Here is a 19722-nt window from a genome sequence, read left to right as displayed (position 1 = left end):
TGGTTATTTATACACTGGTTGAGGATTATATACCCAAAGTGGCGTGCGTTGCTCGCTTCACGCCGATTTTCTGAGCTCAAAATGGAAACCACCCCTCTCATTCATCATCTTCACCCAGGTGATTACCGAAAAAGCATCATGTTTGTGAATATTTTTTCTTTTTTACCACATGATGTTTTAAGACTATATATCATGAGCTTAAAAAATATTTTGCTTAAAAAAACCACGAAACGGTGCGTTAATGGCGAAAAAATGGACGCCAATGCGAAAGTTTTTGTCCTCACAGCCTATCTTTTTAATTGAGCGCGTTATTGAAGACCCGCCCTACCACAACCGATTGATAATCTTGAGGACTGCTGAGTCCTAAGAGTGAGGATTAAACATGAAAAAGACCAATCTTGCTGTTGCTGCTGCTGTTACCGGTTTACTTGCTGTGGGTGCAACTACCCTGACCACCACCGCGGTTCACGCTGCAGAAAAAGAGAAGTGCTATGGCGTAGCCAAAGCCGGTAAAAATGACTGTGCAACAAACACCAGCTCATGTGCAGGTACCTCTACTAAAGACGCACAATCTGATGCATTCATCGTTGTACCAAAAGGCCTATGTGATCGTTTGTCAGGTAGCTCAAGCACCTCATCATAAGCTGACAATTACGGAAGAAAAGGTATGGAAAAAATATCTCCTTGGGTCGGTGTTGGGTTACGTCATCCACACCACGACTACTTCGAACAAGAATCCCCGGATATTGGATGGTTAGAAGTACACAGTGAGAATTTTTTCCAACCTGATTCCGATGCGTTTCAGGCGCTGCATTCTTTGCAGCGCCGATACCCCATCAGTTGCCATGGCGTTGGGTTGTCACTTGGGTCGACTGACCCCATTAATGTTCAACACCTTCAACAGCTCAAGCATTTGATTGATGCCATTGACCCACTATTTGTGTCAGAGCATTTAAGTTGGAGTTCGGTTAACGGGGAATACTTCAATGACCTGTTGCCCCTGCCTTATACCGAAGAAGCCCTCGATGTGTTTTGCACCAATGTCGACAAAACGCAGGACTACTTAAATCGTCAAATCTTGGTTGAAAACCCATCCAGTTATTTGAGCTTCAGTCATTCGACCTTGTCGGAATGGGATTTTCTCACCGAAGTCTCTCGTCGAACGGGGTGTGGCTTACTGCTCGACCTAAACAATATTCACGTCAGTGCCTTTAACCATGGCTTTGACGCGCAGCACTACCTCGATGTTATTGACCCTAACAGCGTGAAAGAAATTCACTTGGCAGGCTTTACTGTCAATCCCTTGCCAGAAGGCGAGATTTGGATTGATACACACAGCCAGCCTGTCTCTGAGCCTGTTTGGGCGCTCTATGAACAATGGATATCCCAACATGGTCCAAGACACACCTTGATTGAGTGGGACAGAGATATCCCTGCGCCAGAAGTGTTATTGGCAGAAGCGGCGAAAGCCGACCGCATTGTTAAAGCCGTCGCTTCAATGGTGCGTAAGGAGGCGTCATGAGTGACTCACCGTCATTGGCCTCGTTGCAACAGCAGTTCAGCCAAGCGCTGCATTACCAGCCCTACGCGCTGCCCGTTGACGAAGGCGTCGCGGAGCCCGATGCACTGCTCCAGGTGTATCGCAATAACTTCGTGATGACGCTATCGGAGTACCTTGAAGTCGTGTATCCCGTGGTACACGCTCTTGTCGGTGAAGACTGCTTCAATGCTTTGGCGCGACACCATGTATTGAATACGCCCATGCTTGATGCGCGTGCCGACCAATATGGCGATGGTTTTGACGCCACCATTAATGCCATTCCTAACATCATTGATGCCGTGCCCTACCTGGCCGACATCGCGACGTTAGAGTGGTTAATACAAGCGGTGAACAAACACGCATCTTGCGCCACGGATTTCCCTTTGGACGCCCTCGCGCAGGTTGCTCCCGAAGACTTTGATGCGCTGAAGCTGACTGTCGCGCCGTCTGTGCGACTGCTTCAAAGCCGCTTTCCGGCTGCCAGCATTTGGCACGCAGTGACAAACAATGATGGGAATGCACTGCAAGCCCTCGATTTATCAGAAAGTGAAACCGTGCTTTTGTTGATGAACGAGCAAGGCATTCAGTTGCAAGCCATTGATGCAGAGGAAGCCTCACTGATCGTGGCGAGCAATGAAAGCACCTTAGGTGGCATTGACCCAGAACTGCTTAAACACATCGCACCCGCGGTTCAGCGTGGTGTGTTTGAACACTTTGATATTGCTGACCAACTTTAGCCTACGCACTGATTTAGCTTGGCACAGCACGTTATTTGATGACTGAGAATGAAAAGGAAATAGCAGATGATTGCTGTATTAAATAAAATTGATAGCCTGATGGAATCCGCGCTAAAGCCTTTGGTTCCAGTACTGTTGCTTATAAGTCGCCTTTGGGTGGCGTGGGTGTTTTTCCGCGCAGGCCAAACAAAGATCGCCAGTTGGGACAGCACCTTGTACTTGTTTGAATATGAGTACCAAGTGCCCGTGCTACCTTGGGAGCTTGCGGCTTACCTTGGCACCGCGGCTGAATTGATCCTTCCCGTGTTTTTGGTATTGGGTTTGTTGACGCGCCCTGCTGCGCTTGCACTGTTTGTGTTCAACATCGTCGCGGTTGTGTCATACCCAGCACTGTGGGAGAAAGGGTTCTACGATCACCAAATGTGGGGCATCATGCTGCTGGCGACCGTTATCCTTGGCCCAGGCTTGGCAGCCGTTGATAACTTTCTTAAACGGCGTGGCTAGTAACGTCAGCAAGAGAGACAAAAAAAGCGCCTAGGCGCTTTTTTTATTGTTTGGACGAACAAATATGGGGCAAAAAATATTGCCCGCCCTAAGACTCTACACACCCTGTCAGCGTCAGAAGCTGACTGAGGTGAGAAATTTCCACATCAGGTAAGAGTGACGCACGACGCTGCTGCGTCAAAGGTTGGCGCGTGTCATTGAACCAGCACGCTTTAAAACCTGCCAACACCGCTCCACGCACATCCGATTTCAAATGGTCGCCCACATGAAGAATGTCAGAGGCGGGCATGGCCAACGCTTGTTGGGCTTTGACAAACAACGTGCCGTCAGGCTTAGCCGCACCATCAGGCCCAGCTCTCAGCACCTGTTTAAAATACGGCGTTAAACCAAGCTTATCGCTGTCTACATTGCCATTGGTGATCGCCACCAGCGGGTAACGAGACGCAAGCAAAGACAAGGTTTCTAACGCCTCATCAGGCACAGTGAAGTTGCTGCGCTCAAACAAGAAAAATGCCACTGCGTCATCAGCCAGCAGGCGCGCTTCCGGTGCATGCAAACCACATAGAGTGGCTGCCAGCACGATCTGTGCGCGGCGTATTTCCGTGACAAACCCAATCAATGACGGATTCTCATCAATCACTCGTTGGCGCATCACTTGCCATTGTGACCAATCAAAAGCCGCCATGGCTTCACAGCGGTCTTCCAACCAATCGAGCAACAACTGTTCAGCGCGCACGATGACCACACGGTTATCGTAAAGCGTGTCATCAAGATCAAACGTCAATGCGTTCACAGGTTGCCAGCGTCGATAGAACTTCATGATTTAGACATCACTCCCCTTTACGCTTTCGAGCCCTTGGGTGCGCGGCATCATATACCTTCGCCAAGTGCTGAAAATCGAGGTGGGTGTACACTTGGGTTGTCGACAAGTCGGCGTGCCCAAGCAACTCTTGCACCGCACGCAAGTCACCGGATGATTCCAGCATGTGCGTGGCAAAACTGTGTCGAAGCTTGTGGGGATTAATGTGGCTGCTAACCGCTTGTTTCTGTCCCCACTCCGCCATACGTTTTTGTACGCTGCGTGGCGAAATACGGTTTCCAAGTTTGGAAATAAACAAGGCCTCTTCCGGCCCTTTAAGCAATTGGTTACGCACTTTTAACCAGTTAACCAACCACTCTTGCGCTTTACCTGTAAACGGCACGACGCGTTCTTTATCGCCCTTACCGATCACGCGTATATCCCCTTTGCGCACCGCCACATCACGAAGGTTCAGTCCGATCAGTTCCGACAAACGCAGACCTGCACCGTACATCAATTCCATCATGGCGCGATCGCGGATCGACAACGTGTCATCGTCATTAACCGACAATAACTGGTCAATTTCATCCACATCGAGGTTTTTAGGTAAGGTTCGGCCTTGCTTGGGTGCAGCAACACCTTTCGCAGGGTTTGCACCCATTGCGCCATCTCTCACCATGAAATCAAAGAAGCTACGCAGCGCAGACAGCCGAAGGGCAATGCTGCCGGGTTTGAGCTTGTCGCGCTTGGCTTGGCTGGCAATTTGGCGCACCCACGCCGAATCCACATCCTGCCAATGGGTCACTTCGGAGCGAACCAAAAACTCGGCACACGCCTGCAATTGCTGACGGTAATTAGATTCAGTATGACGACTTAAACCGCGCTCGCGGATCATGTAGTCAAAGAAACGGACGAGGGGGTTTTCCAGCGTGGCTGGCAAGCTCATTAAGCCGCCTGCCACTTGGAAAGAAGAATGGCGATATGCTCGGCGATTTGTTCCACGAACAAGGTATCCATGCTCGGTTGGAAATGTCCGCCGTCTTTGCTGGCAAACGATAAAAAGCCCAACTCCTTTCCTTTGTACACAGGAACCAGCGCGTACGAACCTAACTCTGGTGCTGCATGAACGAAGTACTCGCCGTCATTCTTACGTAATCGACCGAGGTAAATGCGCTGACCACAAAAATGTGCCGCTTTTACCGCATCGACCCCCTGACGGTTCAACCCTTTGTCGCCATCGTAAAGGCGCAAGGTGACCGTCAGGTTCAACGATGTTGCAAGTTCGCGCAGTGCTTGGTGAATACCACTTTCACTGTCAGCAGCAAACAAGGCTTTATGGGCATGAGAAAATGCACGGAACAAGTTTTCATTGCCCGCCGCAATGCTCATTAGCTGTGTGATGTCTTCTTCTAACTCGCCAACACGCTCGCGCAAACGACCCAGTTGGATTTCGACCAAAGACACCGCACCACGCTCAGTGTGAGGGATACGCAATTGTGTCAGCAACTGAGGCTGACGCTGGAAAAAATCAGGGTTATCTTTCAAAAAGCTGGCCACGGCATCTTCGGTAAGTGCTTGTGCCAATGGCCCTTCGAGCTTGGAAAGCTCCGTCATACGGTTATTTGTCCATCATATACATGAGAAGCAGGACCCGACATAAACAGCGGATGACCGAGCCCACGCCAACGAATGTGTAATGAACCCCCCGGCAAATGCACGGTGACAGATTCATCCAACAAACCTTGAGTGATACCAACAGCCACGGCTGCACACGCGCCGCTTCCACATGCTTGGGTTTCGCCCGCACCGCGTTCATACACGCGAAGTCGGATTTCGTTACGCGAGACCACTTGCATGAATCCCGCATTCACACGCTCAGGGAATCGCTCGTGCGATTCAACCAACGGGCCAAGGGTTTCCACGTCAGCGGTATCAACATCATCAACAACCGTCACACAGTGAGGATTGCCCATGCTGACAGCGCCAACAAACAAAGTTTTATCGTCTACACGTAAAATATAGGTTTTTTCTTCCGCATTTGCGCGAAACGGAATTTTCGCAGGTGACCAAATCGGTTCACCCATGTTGGCCGTCACCGCATCGTCACTGTCAATTTTCAGCACCATCTTGCCAGATTTGGTGCTGACATTGATTTGATGCTTGTTGGTGAGGCCCTTCATTCGCACAAAGCGCGCAAAACAGCGGGCACCGTTGCCACACTGCTCTACTTCATTGCTGTCCGCATTAAAGATCCGGTAGTGAAAGTCACTTTCCGGATCGTACGGAGGCTCAACAACCAAAAGTTGGTCGAAGCCCACACCGGTGTTTCTGTCCGCCAATCGACGGATCATATCCGGGGAGAAATATGCATTTTGCGTCACGCAGTCAACGACCATAAAGTCGTTGCCAAGCCCATGCATTTTCGAAAATTGTATCTGCATCCGGATCCTTTACTCAGGCAATACTTGCTCTAATTCCCACAGTGACTCAAGCACTTCACGCTTACGCACTACATGGGCAGTGTTACCATCGACCATGATTTCAGCCGCGCGTGCACGAGAGTTGTAGTTCGATGACATCACAAACCCGTATGCACCAGATGAACGTACCGCCAACAAATCGCCCGGCTCAATATTCAATGCACGGTCTTTACCGAGGTAATCGCCCGTTTCACAGATTGGGCCAACCAGATCATAGGTTTTCGGCTCGCCCGCACGCGGTGCTACAGGCACAATGTCTTGCCACGCTTGGTATAGCGCAGGACGAAGTAAATCATTCATCGCCGCATCAATGATGGCAAAATTCTTTTCTTCGTTGTGCTTAAGGAACTCGACACGCGTCAGCAACACGCCCGCGTTAGCCGCAATCGCACGACCCGGTTCAAACACCAGCTCAATGCCTTGGTGATTTGATAAACGGTCAAGCAAGGCTTTGGCGTAATCAGATGGCTCTGGTGGCTTCTCGTCGTGGTAGGTCACGCCCAAGCCGCCGCCCACATCAAGGTGCGAGATTTCAATGCCGTCTTGACCCAATTGGTCAATCAAAGACAACAAGCGATCGGTCGATTCAATAAACGGTGCAAGGTTGGTCAATTGAGAGCCGATGTGGCAATCGATGCCATGCACATTGAGGTTTGGCAGGCTGTTGGCGTAATTATACACCTCACGTGCGCGGTCAAAGGCGATACCGAATTTGTTTTCTTTCAGGCCTGTCGAAATGTACGGGTGGGTTTTCGCATCAACATCTGGGTTAATGCGAAGGCTAACCGGCGCCACTTTGCCCAACTCGCCAGCGACGTGGTTGAGACGGTCCAGTTCAGCTTCTGATTCCACATTAAAGCACTTGATGCCAAGCGACAGTGCGCGTGCCATTTCATCTGCTTTTTTGCCCACACCAGAGAACACGACTTTTGCCGGATCGCCACCTGCGGCCAATACACGCTCAAGTTCACCCAGCGACACAATGTCGAAGCCTGAACCTAAACGCGCCAGTACATTCAATACACCTAAATTGCTGTTTGCCTTCACGGCATAACAAATCAGATGCGGGTGATCGCCTACAGCACTGTCAAACGCATGCCAGTGACGCTCAAGCGTCGCACGTGAATAAACGTAAAGTGGAGTGCCGTATGTGTCAGCCAACTGCGCAAGCGGCAAATCTTCTGCCCACAGTTGTCCGTCATTCTGATAGTTAAAATAGTCCAACGTTGTCCTTCCCTGTCCAGATTGGGTTATGGCTGACTGGCGGCCTGAGGCTGTGTATCCTGAGTGGTATCCGAAGTTGCTGGCGCAGAATTTTGCGCGGGTGCATCTGCTGGAAAGTAAAGTGGGCCTTGCTGACCACAGGCTGACAACACGGTGACGGCTGCCAGCACAAAGAGTTTCAGGGTAGTTCGCATCATTAATGCCAGTGATCCAAAAGTTAATGCCCTCTATAATCGCATCAACACACTGAAAAGCAATAGGACGGAATGCAATGAACACAACCCAATACCACGAACTGGTTGATGCAGAATGGATGACCATCGAAGAAGGCATCGACGAGAGTGGTGCGGATATCGATTATGAGACGTCTGGGAACGTGCTCACCATCGATTTTGAAGACCGCAGCCAGATCATTATCAACCGTCAAGAACCGATGTCAGAGATTTGGTTGGCGTCCCGCTCAGGTGGATTCCATTTCGCTTACAAAGACGGAAAGTGGATTTGCAGCAAGTCAGGCGTTGAATTCATGGACATGGTCAAGCAAGAGTGCAGCAAGCATGCTGGCGAAGACGTGAATTGGTAAGACGCATAGATCGGCTTTTGAAGAGATGCTGATAGCGGGACATCGCTATCAGCATTTTTTGCCGCACGTTTGGCGGCAAAAGAAATCAGAGAGGGGTTTAACGCGACGCGTATTGCGACGTTTCTGCGTTCGCTTCGGCGCTACGCTGCCAAGGACCACTCTTGTATGGAATAACCTGAGCACGGCCATCAGCATGATGAATAATGTCGTAGAACTGTGGCAGGTTGAAGTTAACCGCCTGGCCTGTAAACGACACCTTGTCTTGTGACGACGTGTAGAAACGGTTTACGCCCTGCACCATTTCATCTTTATCACCGCTAAACTGGCGGTACACTTCGACGCGGTTGTTTTCATCTAGCACGTAAATATTGAAGCCTTGCTCGCAATCTTCGAAGAAGAATTGGATAAGCCCTTCACTCGCGTACGCATCAACCACTTCGGGCGGATGCACTTCACCGTCTTTATCAAGCACCACCACTGGCGAACCATTGATTTTGTTGGTCGAGATAGAGCGGTAGAAATCGACAGAGTTTTCGAGTTTCTGCACAGACACGCCACGACGCTCGAAGAACAGGCCGAACGTTTGGTCTGCCACTCGAATCGCTTTAAAGCGACGGCGTTTTTCCTGATCAACCGGCTTCAAGCGCATATCAATACACTCTGCCACCAGTTGGTACACCAAGTTTCGGATCAAACCACGCATCTTACCGGCATAGCAGAACACATCGACCGACTCGGGTGGAATGGCGTCTTGGTGCATTTTACCCAACAAGGTTTTCAACACATCCAGCATGGCGTTCGCACCCTTAAAGTTAAGGGTTCGCACTTCGTTCCAACTGTTGCGGTAAACCAAGTCAACGCTGCCGACCAAGCACTCTTGCTCAGGTCCATAGCTGAAAATATCGGTGTTTTTAAAATCGAAACGCACAGCAGGCTGCTTGAGCTCAGACGTTGGGTCTTGCTCAAGGTTGATAAACAACGCCAGTTTGCGAATTTCACACGGGCTAGACAACGCCTGCAATGAAGGCTGAGGACGGCGCACCGAGAAGGTGTTTCGCATGTCACTCACTAATTGATAAAGCTTATCAATGTCCACATTGCTGTTGCGCGCCACGGAGTGCAAACACGTCGATTCGGTCAACATGCCATTGAAATACGCCCATGCGACTAACTTCGACAAATAACGGTTATGTTCAAGGGGCGAACGGCCGATGATGTCGACAGGCTTGAGCGATTGCTTGTAGAGGTACCACCCCGGCGGGTTACTACGGCCTTCTGGCACTTGAATCAAGGTCAGGTTCGGCTCGTGCAAATCTGGCGACAATTGCGGGTTCAGCAAGGTCACTTTGCCTGGCAGCACTTCGAACGCGGCATACAGCTTACGTGCCAGAATACTGATGTCTTCTGGGCTGATTGCCGAAGTAATGTCATTACGACGTGCGAAGCGAATCAAGTTGCGGTAGCTCAACATCAGCGCTTCAAGCAGCTCGTTGTGCGCCTCTTTAACTTCTTCCACTTTCCAATTGCGGCGGTTATCTAAACGCGCAACGTCGTCTTGGCTCCACCCCCACTCACGGGTCAATACACACAGCACTTCACGGCGCCATGGCACGGAACCTGGTCCCGGCTCGCGGGTCAATTTTTCGTGGGTTTTGAGGTAGAAGCAACGACGCACCAAATCCAGACGGCGGTGGTCGTCAATACGCTCAAGGTAACGCGTCACTTTTTCCAGCATCAAGTAATACGCGTCAGATTGGTAAACATCTAACATGCCAGAATAAAAACGGCGTTTGCCGTCCACGCTCAGAAGCTGCGTGCCTGGGTATTCCCATGAGTATGCTTCGAGTAGGATAGCTTTCAGCACCGACTTATAAGGAGAGTCGATACTCTTGTATAGCTGCCAAAGGCTTGAGCCGAAATATTCTTCAGCAGGGATCGACGGCAGTCCACCAAAATCGACCCAATCATCGCGGCAAATTGCGCCGCTTGCGATCATCTCGCCCACATACTCTTCGTAACAATCTTCCATTTCTGGCGGCACGAGATACCACAGCAGTTGTTGACCTGCGAGGTGCAGCGCAGAGCGGTAGAATTCATCAAGAAGAAGGTAATGCTGGCTTGACCCACAGTTATCGGAGGTCATGGCTTGGGCAAGGTTTTTGCGGAAACGCTGTTCGCACATCACGAAGAAGTTCACTTCGACGCCTTGTGCCATCGCCCAATCTGAAATCATCGAACATTTGCTGTCGAGCATGGCGCGCTGATCTTCGCTAACCCATTGCTGAACACACACCCAAATATCGAGATCGCTCGACAGGCTTTGTCCCATCGAGGCAGTGCTGCCCATGGAGAAAAGACCTTTGATTGGGAATTCGTCAGAAAGGGGTTTGTCAGGGATCGCGCTGTCGACGGCAAGTGCACAGTCATTCACGAAATCGCGCTGCAAATCAGAAAGGGTAAAACTAGAAATTCCGTGGACGACGCTACGTTCCAAATAGCCCGGAATGGCTGGATGGTTAAAGTGCAGCAAGACAGGCAAAACGTTAAACACGTTAATGGCCTGTGAGTGCATAGCGCTTCGAGCACGTTCCAACCTTACTTGGTTGAAAGCATCGAGGCGCTCTATTTGCTGATCAACATAGTTTTGCAAGATAAACATCCAAAGTTGCCGACATCCGAGTCAACGTAGCGGGGTCGAGAATAAAGAAGACATCGACACCCATGGACAAAAACGTGATCAATCTAACAGTTTTTAGCTGGAGCGTAAAGCGAGCAATGGTTTCTTGTTTTCCCATCACTTCGTTCACTATATGAGCAAAACTGTGAGAGAGACAACACGCTATCTCATAATAGCTTCAAAGGAAGGTGAACCGCGTTCTATTTCGCCTTCTGAATCAGCCCTAAAAAATAGATCCTCGTCACACAAGACTAGCCCATCCTGCCACACTTCGCACGTTTTAACCTTCACCATCACCTTCCGTTATCAAGGACGATGAAGCGATGATACGATTAGCGTAATAGAAACAAATGGAAGCCAACATGAACTCAACACCGATCCGCATCGCGACACGACAAAGCCCGCTGGCTCTTTGGCAGGCTGAATATGTAAAAGCAGCCCTCGAATCCACTCACCCAGGTTTGGTGGTTGAACTTGTTCCTATGGTGACCAAAGGTGACATTATTCTTGATACGCCACTGGCAAAAGTTGGTGGGAAAGGGTTATTCGTGAAAGAGCTTGAACAAGCCATGTTAGATGGGCGTGCGGATATCGCCGTGCATTCCATGAAAGACGTGCCTGTTGAGTTCCCAGAAGGCCTTGGCCTTGTCACGATTTGTGAGCGTGAAGACCCGCGAGATGCGTTTGTCTCTAACAAATACAATGGCTTTGCCGATCTGCCAAAAGGCGCAATTGTGGGCACATCAAGTCTTCGTCGCCAATGTCAGGTTCGCGAAATGCGCCCAGATTTAGTGGTGAAGGATTTGCGCGGTAACGTCGGCACGCGTTTAGGCAAACTGGATAAAGGTGAGTATGACGCGATCATTTTGGCCGCCGCAGGCCTAAAACGTTTGAACCTTCACGACCGTATTCGTGCTGAAATCGAACCAGAAGAAATTCTTCCTGCCGTCGGTCAAGGCGCTGTGGGCATCGAGTGTCGTCTTGATGACGAACGTGTTCGCACGCTGTTAGAGCCTTTGGCTGATGCGAACACCACGTTCCGCGTGCTGTGCGAACGCGCCATGAACAATCGCCTACAAGGTGGTTGTCAGGTGCCGATCGGCAGCTATTCAGTGATTCAAGGCGATCAGATTTTCCTTCGTGCGCTTGTCGGCGAGCCTGATGGTAGCCAAATCATTCGCGGCGAAGTGACGGGCCCACTAGAAAAAGCAGAAGAGTTGGGAACAGGTCTGGCGGAACAACTGCTTGAAGACGGCGCACGCCCTATTCTTGAAAAGTTGTATCAGGACGAAATATGACGGTATTGGTTGTTCGCCCAGCTCCTGCGTGTCACGAGCTGGCTGATAGCCTTAACCAAGCAGGAATAAAGGCGCTGCCCGCGCCTTTATTGTCTTTTTCTGACGGAAAAGATCTGCACACCCTCAGCGACACATTGGCGGCATTGCCTTCCAACAGCGTGGTGGTCGCGGTAAGCCCTCGCGCGGTCGACTATGCGCATCGCCACCTTCGTGAGCAACATCAGCCTTGGCGACACGATTTACATTATGTCGCAGTGGGTGAAAAAACCGCGGTTACATGGAAAGAACATAGCGCCATTGAGGCTTACCTTCCCCAAACCGAAGACAGCGAAGGCATGTTAGCCCTGCCTGTATTTTCTGCGCCCAGCACACTGTCAGTTCTTATTCTACGGGGGAATGGTGGCCGCGCATTGTTAGGGGAAACCCTTCACGCGCAAGGCGCGCACATCCACTATTTTGAAGCATATCAACGACACTGGGAGAGTGAGCACTTATCATCACTTACAGAACAGTGGCGTCGTGAATATGTCGACACCATTGTGGTGACCAGTGGTGAGCAACTCTCACTTTTGTGTCAGACAATCTCAGAGTGTGACCAGCAATGGCTAAAAGAATGCCATATACTGGTGCCTAGCAAACGGATTTACAATCAAGCAATTGGCCTTGGTTTTTCCACGATTAGCTGTGTATACAGTGCCGCCAACCGCACACTGTTTCACGTATTACACGAGATGAACAACTCGGGACATTCGGATGACAGACAAGAATAAAACATCAGGCACGGATAAAAACACGTCGGCGCCAGCATCCTCTTCAGGCAAGGAGACGCCTAGTTCGTCAAACACTGTTGCCAGCTCTCAACCCTCTAACAGCAAGCCTTCAAATGCTGAGAAGAAAACGGCATCAACGCCGCCTGAAGCAAAGCCTGCCAAAGAACAAAAACGTGGCGGAAACAAGTTAGCGGCTGTTGCCATTATTTTGGTGATTGCGCTAGGTGCAGGCCTTTACTATCACGGCCACCAGCAGTCACAGCAATACAATGCTGACATATCGGCGCTGGCATCCCAAGTCGATGCACTGAAAAGCGCATTGTCTGATAGCGAGAAACAAAACCAGGCAGCATTGGCAAGCGCAGCGCAAAACACGCAAGTGCTTATCAAGCAACAAGACAAAACCATCGTCAGCCTACAATCTGCATTGGCCGACATGAAAGGTCGTCGCCCGAACGATTGGCTGCTTGCTGAGGCGGAATACCTGGTAAACCAAGCGGGTCGTCAGCTTTGGTTGGTGCATGATGTGCTAACAGCAACCACCTTGATGGAAAATGCTGACCAGCGTATTGCCGAACTCAACGACCCTTCAATGACACCTATTCGCCAAGCCATGGCAAAAGACATCATGCAATTGAAAGCACTCAAGCGTATTGACCGAGACGGTCTGGTTCTTCGTTTGAACAGCCTTCAGCAAGAAGTTGATACGTTGCCACTGGCAAACGCCATCATGCCGCAAGCCGAAGAGGTTGCACCGGAGAAGGTCTCTTCAGACGTCAGTGATTGGGAACAAAACCTGAAAGCGTCGATGAATGACTTTGTGGGTAAATTCATCACGTACCGCAAACGCGAAGGCGATGTGGTCCCGCTGCTGACACCGGCTCAAACTTTCTACTTACAAGAAAACCTCAAAGCGAAGCTAGACCAAGCCATCACGGCGGTTTATCGCGAAAATGGTCGTTTGTACGCAGAATCATTGAGCACAGCAAAAGCATGGGCAGAGCGTTTCTATAACCAAGACGCGAAATCGACAGAAGCTTTCATCACCACCCTGACACACTTGAGTGAGCAAACCATTTCCGTGAATTACCCGGAAGTGCTGCACAGCCAAGATTTGATCAGCGAAGCACTGTCTGAGCGCTTGCGTCGTGATTTGTCGCCACTGCCGGCGGAAGCTGAGGCACTCCCAACAGAGGAGAGCACCCAATGATCAAAATCCTTTTACTGGTCATTGCGCTGATTGCTGGCTTAATCGTGGGGCCCGATCTTGCGGGCAACCAAGGTTATGTACTGATCTCCGCGGCCAACCAGACCATTGAAATGAGCTTAACCACCTTGATCATTTTGGTCATCGCCGCGTTTGCTGCTTTTTTCATTCTCGAGTTTCTTGTGCGCAAACTGCTTTCGATTTCGAGTTCAACCCGCGGTTGGTTCTCCGGTCGTAAGAACAAGAAAGCACGCAAGCTGACCAACGATGGCTTAATGAAATTGCTGGAAGGCGATTGGAAGCAAGCGGAGAAATTGGTCGTCAAAGGCGCTTCACATAGCGATGCTCCTTTGTTGAACTGCCTTGCCGCTGCGGAAGCCGCACAAGGGCGTGGTGATGTCGAAAGCCGTGACCGCTACCTACAAAAAGCGGCGGATTTTGGCTCCGACAATTTGGCGACGTCTCTGACACGCGCCAAGCTTCAATACCGCCAAGGGCAGTACGAAGAGGCACTCGCCAGTCTGCAAGGTTTGATTGATGCACACCCGCGCAATGCGATTTTGCTGACACTGCTAAAAGATACCTATCTACAACTGCAAGATTGGCAGGCTCTCATTCGCTTATTGCCGTCTCTGAAGCGCGTTAAAGCGCTCTCTGATGAAGAAGTCCATAAGCTTGAGATAAAGGCGGAATGTGGTCTGATGGCTTACATCGCGACCCAGAAAGGCAGCGATGGCTTACTGGCACACTGGAACAGTTTGTCACGCGCGGCACGTCAGCAAACGTCATTGATTGCGTGTTTGGTGAAACAGTTGATTGCTCGCCGTTCGGATTCAGAAGCTTATGTAATTTTACGTGAAAACCTGAAGAAGCAGCCTGACGAGTCGCTGATCAGCTTGATTCCTGAGCTTACGCTGCCTGATTACCACCCAGTGATCTTAAAACTTCAAGAGTTGCTGCGTTACAACGAAAACAACCCAGTGACCAACAGTGCATTGGGACAATTGTATTTCCGAGAAGGAAAATGGGCTGAGGCAAGACAGCACTTTGAGCGCGCGCTGGAAGCTCGTCCTGACGTGACCGACTATGCATGGCTGGTTGATACGTTGGAGAAGCTCAACGAATCAGGCATTGCCAACAGCGTTTCACGTGAAGCGTTGAAGCTCGCATTGCCTCCAACGTCTTCGTCGTAGCATCTGCAAATCGCCTAAAGCAGGCGAAAAATCACAGATACACAAAACGCCCAAACGGGCGTTTTTTTATTCACAAATTTAGCAAATAGACCGATTAACAACCCCATGTGTTTCGAGTCGTTAATAATGATTAAGGGCTATTTACAGCGTATTGTTAAGGCAAGGTAACTGGTATCAAATAGAGCGGTAACAAAAACTATAACGCTAAAATTTGTAAAGTGAGCTCAACTGATCATGGATATGTTACCTTGGATGATCATCTCAGGCCTGTTGGTATCGGTAGTTACCGGTCTGCTAACGGTACTGATGGTCAAAGGCATGGAGTAAACCCCACGCCCTTCTAACGCCTCCGACTCGGGGGCGTTATCATTTATACGTTATATTGTATTCGCTAAACCTAATCACTTGAGTGATATGGGTTTGCACAGCACTTTTTTGGTGTTCGCTACCCGTGCGCACTTCTTACACACGAACTCTGGTTTTTTGACCAGTTTTGTCAGTTCTGACAAATCGCCTTCAATGTCTCGGCTCTTCCAGTCACACAGTGTTTTTGCCAACGCTTCAGTCTCCGGTTTACAGCTCTTGATGACGCGATCAGCGCATTGCTGCTTTTACATACACATCAAAGCGATTCTTTTTGGTTTCAATCTGCGTCGATGGCGTTTTATCGGCAAGAAATTCCGCGTAATCAGGACGCTTCACGACCACACGTTTGGTCGCAAGCTCATAGGCTGGCGCAAACAAGCCATCGGCATCGTTGTCAGCACCGACCAATGATTGAAAAACACGCATTTCTTTTTTCACCAGTGCCGATTTCTTTTTATGCGGATACATAGGGTCGAGGTATACAACATCTGGGCGGGTTAACGTGGCGTCATTCACCAATTGGTTTAACGCATCATGGCTAGAAGCATGCACCATCGACAAACGCTCACTGACCCAGCCGCCGATGTCCGCATCCGCTTTAGCACGCATTAATCCATCTTCAAGCAATGCAGCCACCACAGGGTGACGCTCAACCATTTGCACCTTACAGCCTAACGACGCCAATACGAATGCATCTCGACCCAAACCCGCCGTTGCATCAAGCACCGTCGGTGTCGCGCCTTTGTTCAATCCAACCGCTTTGGCAATGGATTGCCCTTTGCCACCACCAAATTTGCGTCGATGTCCCGCCGCACCGCCAACCAAATCAACGTATACCGCGCCCAACTTAGGCTCATCAAGCTTACGAAGCTCTAAACGGGATTCGGTTAAAACGAGGGCGAATATGGCACCCGCATCATGGGTAAGACCCCAGCGCTGAGCAATCTCAGCCAGGGTATCTGCACGCGCTGGCGCGTCGCAAGATAAAGCAATGTGCACCTGAACTCTCCGGAAAAGTAATCTCGGCGAGTATATCAGGCTCATACAAGGAACACAGAGCAAAAACGCGCCACATCACCGTGAATAAGCCCATGAAAAAAGCAGCTCATAGGCTGCTTTTAAGAAACAAACCCAAGGTCATACCCTTAGCTCGTCGATACATCCAAATGAATGCCCACATGATCTTCAATCAAATGCTGCATCGGCTTAGGAATACTGAAGTGATAGCCCTGGGCGTAATCCACGCCGAGCGATTTGAGGCGCGTCAAAATGGCTTCGTTCTCGACAAATTCCGCCACTGTCTTTTTACCCATTTGGCTAGCAAGTTGATGGATAGCACGCACCATGACGTAATCTGTTTCATCATCCACGATGTCTTTCACAAACAGACCATCAATTTTAATGATGTCGACAGGTAAGCGTTTGAGATAACCGAAAGAGGAAAGCCCTGAGCCGAAATCATCCAACGCAATGGTGCATCCCAACGCTTTGAGTTTGGTGAACAACTCTATCGCATCGGATAAATTACCGATGGCCGCTGTTTCTGTAATCTCCAAACAAATACGATTGCTTGGCAAGACACTGTTTTTCAGCGCATCGAGCAGGAAGGTGATAAAGCTCTGATCGCTCATAGAGCGACCGGATAAATTCACTGAAATCATGGCGATTTCGTCAACAAAGACGGGATGGGCTTCAAACCAACCCAAGGTTTTTTCAATCACACGCTTATCAATCAAGTGCGCCATGTTGTAGCGCTCAGCAGCAGGAATGAATTGCCCCGGAGCCACATGGTTACCGTCTTCATCGCGCATACGCACCAAGACTTCGAAATACATTTTTTCCTTCAGTCTTGAACTCACGCTCACAATCGGTTGGGCATAAACCTCAAGCCTGTCTTCTGCTAGCGCTGCGTAGATTTTGTTTACAAAGGCCATTTCGCGCTCATGACGGCGAAGCTCTTGGTCATCAGGGCGATATAGGTGCACTCTGCTTCGGCCATCATGCTTAGCGGCGTAGCACGCCGTGTCGACCTGTGCGTGCACTTGCTGTGGCGTACCTGCGGTTTTATCAAGCAACCTGATCCCGACAGAACACCCTAACGCGAGGCGCGTGTTATCCCAGTAGAAATCCATACCACTCAACGAGTCGAGAATTTTCTCGCCTTGCGCCAAGGCCGCTACTTCATTGCAGTGGTAACAAATTACCGCAAACTCATCACCACCAAGACGCGCTAACGTCGCACCATGAGGCAAGATGCTACGAAGCACCTGACCCGTTTGCTTGAGGGCCTCATCGCCAGCTTCGTGACCCACAGTGTCATTAATGACGCGAAACTGATCAAGGTCGATGTAGAACAAGGCATGCACCGATTCGGTGTCTGCCGATTCTTGCAGCGCATCCACGAGACGCATTTCAAAATAGGTGCGGTTAAGCAGCCCTGTCAGGAAGTCATGCTGTGCTTGATAACGAAGCTGCGATTCCATGCGGCGGTTTTCAGTGATGTCTTCCCCCACCAGAAGCAACTGTGATTTCACTTGAGTTGAACGCACACTTTCGCGTATCCAGCGCTCTTTCCCATCACTGGTGACATAACGAATATCGCGTCGCCAAATGCCAAAGCGTTCACGGTTGTTTTCACTCACAAGAGATTGCGGCGGCAAACTTTCATCGGCATAGAACTCCGTCACTTTATGTCCGAGCATATGGCGCTTGGAAAAGCCAAGCCACTCAGATGCACATTGATTAACGGACTGAATGCGAGACTGTTGGTCGATGGTCAGCAACATCACGGGCTGTTGCTCATAGAGCATGCGATATTCCACTTCGCTACGCTGCAGCTTTTGCTCGGCATTTTTGCGCTGGCTGATATCACGGGCTTCAAACAGAATTTGCGCATCCGCATGGCTGTGATCAGGCAACGCCTTGAGCGCCACATCCAGAATGATTTCGTTTTGCTGTTCAGAAATTATGCAGATTTCAAAGCGACTGGTTTGTCCTTCAATCAAGGACTCAATGTGCAGCTTTAAGCGGTCTGAGCTAAGCCAATCAGACCAACGCCAAATCGGCAGCATTTCGCGCGACAACATGTCAGGGAATAAGAATTGAAATGCACTGTTTGCTGAAACGACACGCCCGCGATAATCCAGCATAGCGATATATTGGTGGCTTTGGTCAAACACCCCTTTAAACAAGGCACGGCTTTGCGCCAATGCGCGCTCGCTTTGTCGTTGTTTATTCATCTGCTTGGTTAGCATGGCGATGATCACGCCCGAGACGAACATGATCGCTAAGCTGCTCATTACCGCATCTTGGTTCGAGACCCAGAAAGAGGGAGGACGATCAACAACGATAGCGTCAGAAAATTGGGATATATCAATCGCATTGCGCTTAGCGGTATCGTATTGGAACATCAGTTGGTTTGCATCGTCGATAACAGTAGGCATGTTGTATTTATTCAGCGCATCTCCTAACAAAGAAGCCTGTACCTCTCCATGATACTCACCGTCCACCATGATGCCGCCAATCACGCCGTAAGGCAGCATGAAGCTACTCGCGCCGTAGATTGGTACTAATGAGGTGGCTGATATTTGGCGTAACAAATCTTTGTGCTCCATAAACGCGCCGCTCGCATCTTTAAAATACGAGACAAAAAACACCACATCACCTGCTTCTAGGGTCGATATCCGCGTCACAAGTTCATCAAATCGCATGTTGTGAAGACGATTTACTGTCACATCCAACGTTGGCACGCCATCGAGCTGTTCTTCAATGGCATTCCAATATTGATTGCTTGAATAGCCATCATCTAATGCAACCCAAACACGTTTCGTGTCAGGATGAAGGGTCTTTATCAAGGCAATATTATCAGGGACATTGACCAGTTCTTTCACACCGCTTAAACGTGGGATTCTTTCAAAGGATTGTGCGGTATCAATATTCAGGCCAGAAAAGATGACAGGGGTATCCCCTAAGGTGTCGCCGAGTTCATCCACTAACCACATCGCAACATTATCTGTGGTTAATATCGCGTCGTAGTGGTGATCTTGTAGGCGAGACTGATAAAGTTGTTTAAGTTGCGAAAGGTAGTCGGGTGTTTGAATGCGTTTTGTATCAAGATACGTGTGTTCAACCACAATGTCCTGCCCTTCAACCCCCTTTTCTATCCCTTTGACGAGCGATTCCGTCCAGAAAAAATCAGGGTGATAAGAATGTATGGCAAGGACCTGATCAGCAGCCAACAGAAGGCTGCTTTTCAGCATCAATACGAGTAGAAAAAAACACTTAATTATCTGATGCATAAAAATGGATTTGGATGAATTTATCACTGTGTGAAATGTCAGTACA

The 19722-nt window shown here is 49.7% G+C and carries 19 protein-coding genes; 10 read left to right on the top strand and 9 right to left on the bottom strand.

Going from position 1 to position 19722, the window contains the following annotated elements:
* Positions 1 to 81: 81 nt before the first annotated feature.
* The 5 genes from BM082_RS13370 to BM082_RS13350 all read left to right on the top strand — a co-directional run bounded on the left by BM082_RS13370 (position 82) and on the right by BM082_RS13350 (position 2781).
* A complete protein-coding gene (locus tag BM082_RS13370) occupies positions 82 to 303 on the top strand; it encodes a hypothetical protein (RefSeq protein ID WP_017016299.1) in 222 nt (73 codons plus the stop codon).
* Between the two features lie 79 nt (positions 304 to 382).
* Positions 383 to 643 carry a BufA1 family periplasmic bufferin-type metallophore gene (locus tag BM082_RS13365; RefSeq protein ID WP_017011961.1) on the top strand — a complete coding sequence of 87 codons (261 nt, stop codon included), beginning with the start codon at positions 383 to 385 and terminating at the stop codon, positions 641 to 643.
* A 24-nt stretch (positions 644 to 667) separates the two neighbouring features.
* Positions 668 to 1522: an MNIO family bufferin maturase gene (bufB, locus tag BM082_RS13360; RefSeq protein ID WP_017016300.1), complete on the top strand. Its 855-nt coding sequence runs from the start codon at positions 668 to 670 to the stop codon at positions 1520 to 1522.
* Entirely contained in the window at positions 1519 to 2277 is a 759-nt protein-coding gene (locus BM082_RS13355) for an HvfC/BufC N-terminal domain-containing protein (protein ID WP_074927289.1), read from the top strand. The genes bufB and BM082_RS13355 overlap by 4 nt, the downstream gene beginning before the upstream one ends.
* 66 nt (positions 2278 to 2343) lie before the next feature.
* Complete coding sequence (locus tag BM082_RS13350; protein WP_074927287.1) at positions 2344 to 2781, top strand: DoxX family protein; 438 nt, start codon at positions 2344 to 2346, stop codon at positions 2779 to 2781.
* Positions 2782 to 2869: 88 nt separating this feature from the next.
* On the opposite strand, the gene yigB is transcribed toward BM082_RS13350, so the two are convergent.
* Genes yigB through lptM form a run of 6 tightly spaced genes read right to left on the bottom strand, consistent with a single transcriptional unit; the run spans position 2870 to position 7481 of the window.
* Positions 2870 to 3601: a 5-amino-6-(5-phospho-D-ribitylamino)uracil phosphatase YigB gene (gene yigB, locus BM082_RS13345; protein WP_074927284.1), complete on the bottom strand. Its 732-nt coding sequence runs from the start codon at positions 3599 to 3601 to the stop codon at positions 2870 to 2872.
* A 10-nt stretch (positions 3602 to 3611) separates the two neighbouring features.
* The gene (gene xerC / locus BM082_RS13340) at positions 3612 to 4526 is read right to left on the bottom strand and encodes a tyrosine recombinase XerC (RefSeq protein WP_074927282.1); all 915 of its coding nucleotides are present in this window, start codon (positions 4524 to 4526) and stop codon (positions 3612 to 3614) included.
* Positions 4526 to 5194 carry a DUF484 family protein gene (locus BM082_RS13335; protein ID WP_017011887.1) on the bottom strand — a complete coding sequence of 223 codons (669 nt, stop codon included), beginning with the start codon at positions 5192 to 5194 and terminating at the stop codon, positions 4526 to 4528. Before BM082_RS13335 ends, xerC begins: the two co-directional genes overlap by 1 nt.
* On the bottom strand, positions 5191 to 6021 hold the full coding sequence (gene dapF, locus BM082_RS13330) for a diaminopimelate epimerase (RefSeq protein ID WP_017011886.1): 831 nt from the start codon (positions 6019 to 6021) through the stop codon (positions 5191 to 5193). Before dapF ends, BM082_RS13335 begins: the two co-directional genes overlap by 4 nt.
* A 9-nt stretch (positions 6022 to 6030) precedes the next feature.
* A complete protein-coding gene (gene lysA / locus BM082_RS13325; RefSeq protein WP_074927279.1) occupies positions 6031 to 7284 on the bottom strand; it encodes a diaminopimelate decarboxylase in 1254 nt (417 codons plus the stop codon).
* Between the two features lie 26 nt (positions 7285 to 7310).
* Positions 7311 to 7481: an LPS translocon maturation chaperone LptM gene (gene lptM / locus BM082_RS13320; protein WP_074927276.1), complete on the bottom strand. Its 171-nt coding sequence runs from the start codon at positions 7479 to 7481 to the stop codon at positions 7311 to 7313.
* Between the two features lie 74 nt (positions 7482 to 7555).
* Between lptM and cyaY the strand changes: the two genes are divergently transcribed.
* The gene (cyaY, locus tag BM082_RS13315) at positions 7556 to 7867 is read left to right on the top strand and encodes an iron donor protein CyaY (RefSeq protein ID WP_017011883.1); all 312 of its coding nucleotides are present in this window, start codon (positions 7556 to 7558) and stop codon (positions 7865 to 7867) included.
* Positions 7868 to 7964: 97 nt separating this feature from the next.
* On the opposite strand, the gene BM082_RS13310 is transcribed toward cyaY, so the two are convergent.
* Positions 7965 to 10517: a class I adenylate cyclase gene (locus tag BM082_RS13310; protein WP_479684307.1), complete on the bottom strand. Its 2553-nt coding sequence runs from the start codon at positions 10515 to 10517 to the stop codon at positions 7965 to 7967.
* Positions 10518 to 10906: 389 nt separating this feature from the next.
* Between BM082_RS13310 and hemC the strand changes: the two genes are divergently transcribed.
* From hemC to BM082_RS13290, 4 genes are read left to right on the top strand one after another with little or no spacing between them, the layout of a single operon-like run.
* Complete coding sequence (hemC, locus tag BM082_RS13305; RefSeq protein ID WP_017011881.1) at positions 10907 to 11842, top strand: hydroxymethylbilane synthase; 936 nt, start codon at positions 10907 to 10909, stop codon at positions 11840 to 11842.
* Positions 11839 to 12612, top strand: a complete 774-nt coding sequence (locus BM082_RS13300) for a uroporphyrinogen-III synthase (protein ID WP_017011880.1) — start codon at positions 11839 to 11841, stop codon at positions 12610 to 12612. Before hemC ends, BM082_RS13300 begins: the two co-directional genes overlap by 4 nt.
* Positions 12596 to 13822, top strand: a complete 1227-nt coding sequence (locus BM082_RS13295; RefSeq protein ID WP_074927271.1) for a uroporphyrinogen-III C-methyltransferase — start codon at positions 12596 to 12598, stop codon at positions 13820 to 13822. The genes BM082_RS13300 and BM082_RS13295 overlap by 17 nt, the downstream gene beginning before the upstream one ends.
* Positions 13819 to 15012, top strand: coding sequence for a heme biosynthesis HemY N-terminal domain-containing protein (locus BM082_RS13290; RefSeq protein ID WP_074927268.1), 1194 nt, complete (start codon positions 13819 to 13821; stop codon positions 15010 to 15012). The genes BM082_RS13295 and BM082_RS13290 overlap by 4 nt, the downstream gene beginning before the upstream one ends.
* A 594-nt stretch (positions 15013 to 15606) precedes the next feature.
* Here BM082_RS13290 and BM082_RS13285 read toward each other — a convergent pair.
* Positions 15607 to 16377 (bottom strand): class I SAM-dependent methyltransferase, encoded by a 771-nt coding sequence (locus BM082_RS13285; protein WP_017011877.1) that lies wholly within the window; start codon positions 16375 to 16377, stop codon positions 15607 to 15609.
* A gap of 146 nt (positions 16378 to 16523) precedes the next feature.
* Positions 16524 to 19637 carry an EAL domain-containing protein gene (locus BM082_RS13280; RefSeq protein ID WP_017013246.1) on the bottom strand — a complete coding sequence of 1038 codons (3114 nt, stop codon included), beginning with the start codon at positions 19635 to 19637 and terminating at the stop codon, positions 16524 to 16526.
* Positions 19638 to 19722: the final 85 nt, after the last annotated feature.

It is taken from the genome of Enterovibrio norvegicus DSM 15893 (assembly GCF_900115495.1).
GTDB lineage: Bacteria > Pseudomonadota > Gammaproteobacteria > Enterobacterales > Vibrionaceae > Enterovibrio > Enterovibrio norvegicus.
The sequence above is the reverse complement of the archived record's forward strand: the minus strand, read 5'-3'. Positions and strand labels throughout refer to the sequence as shown.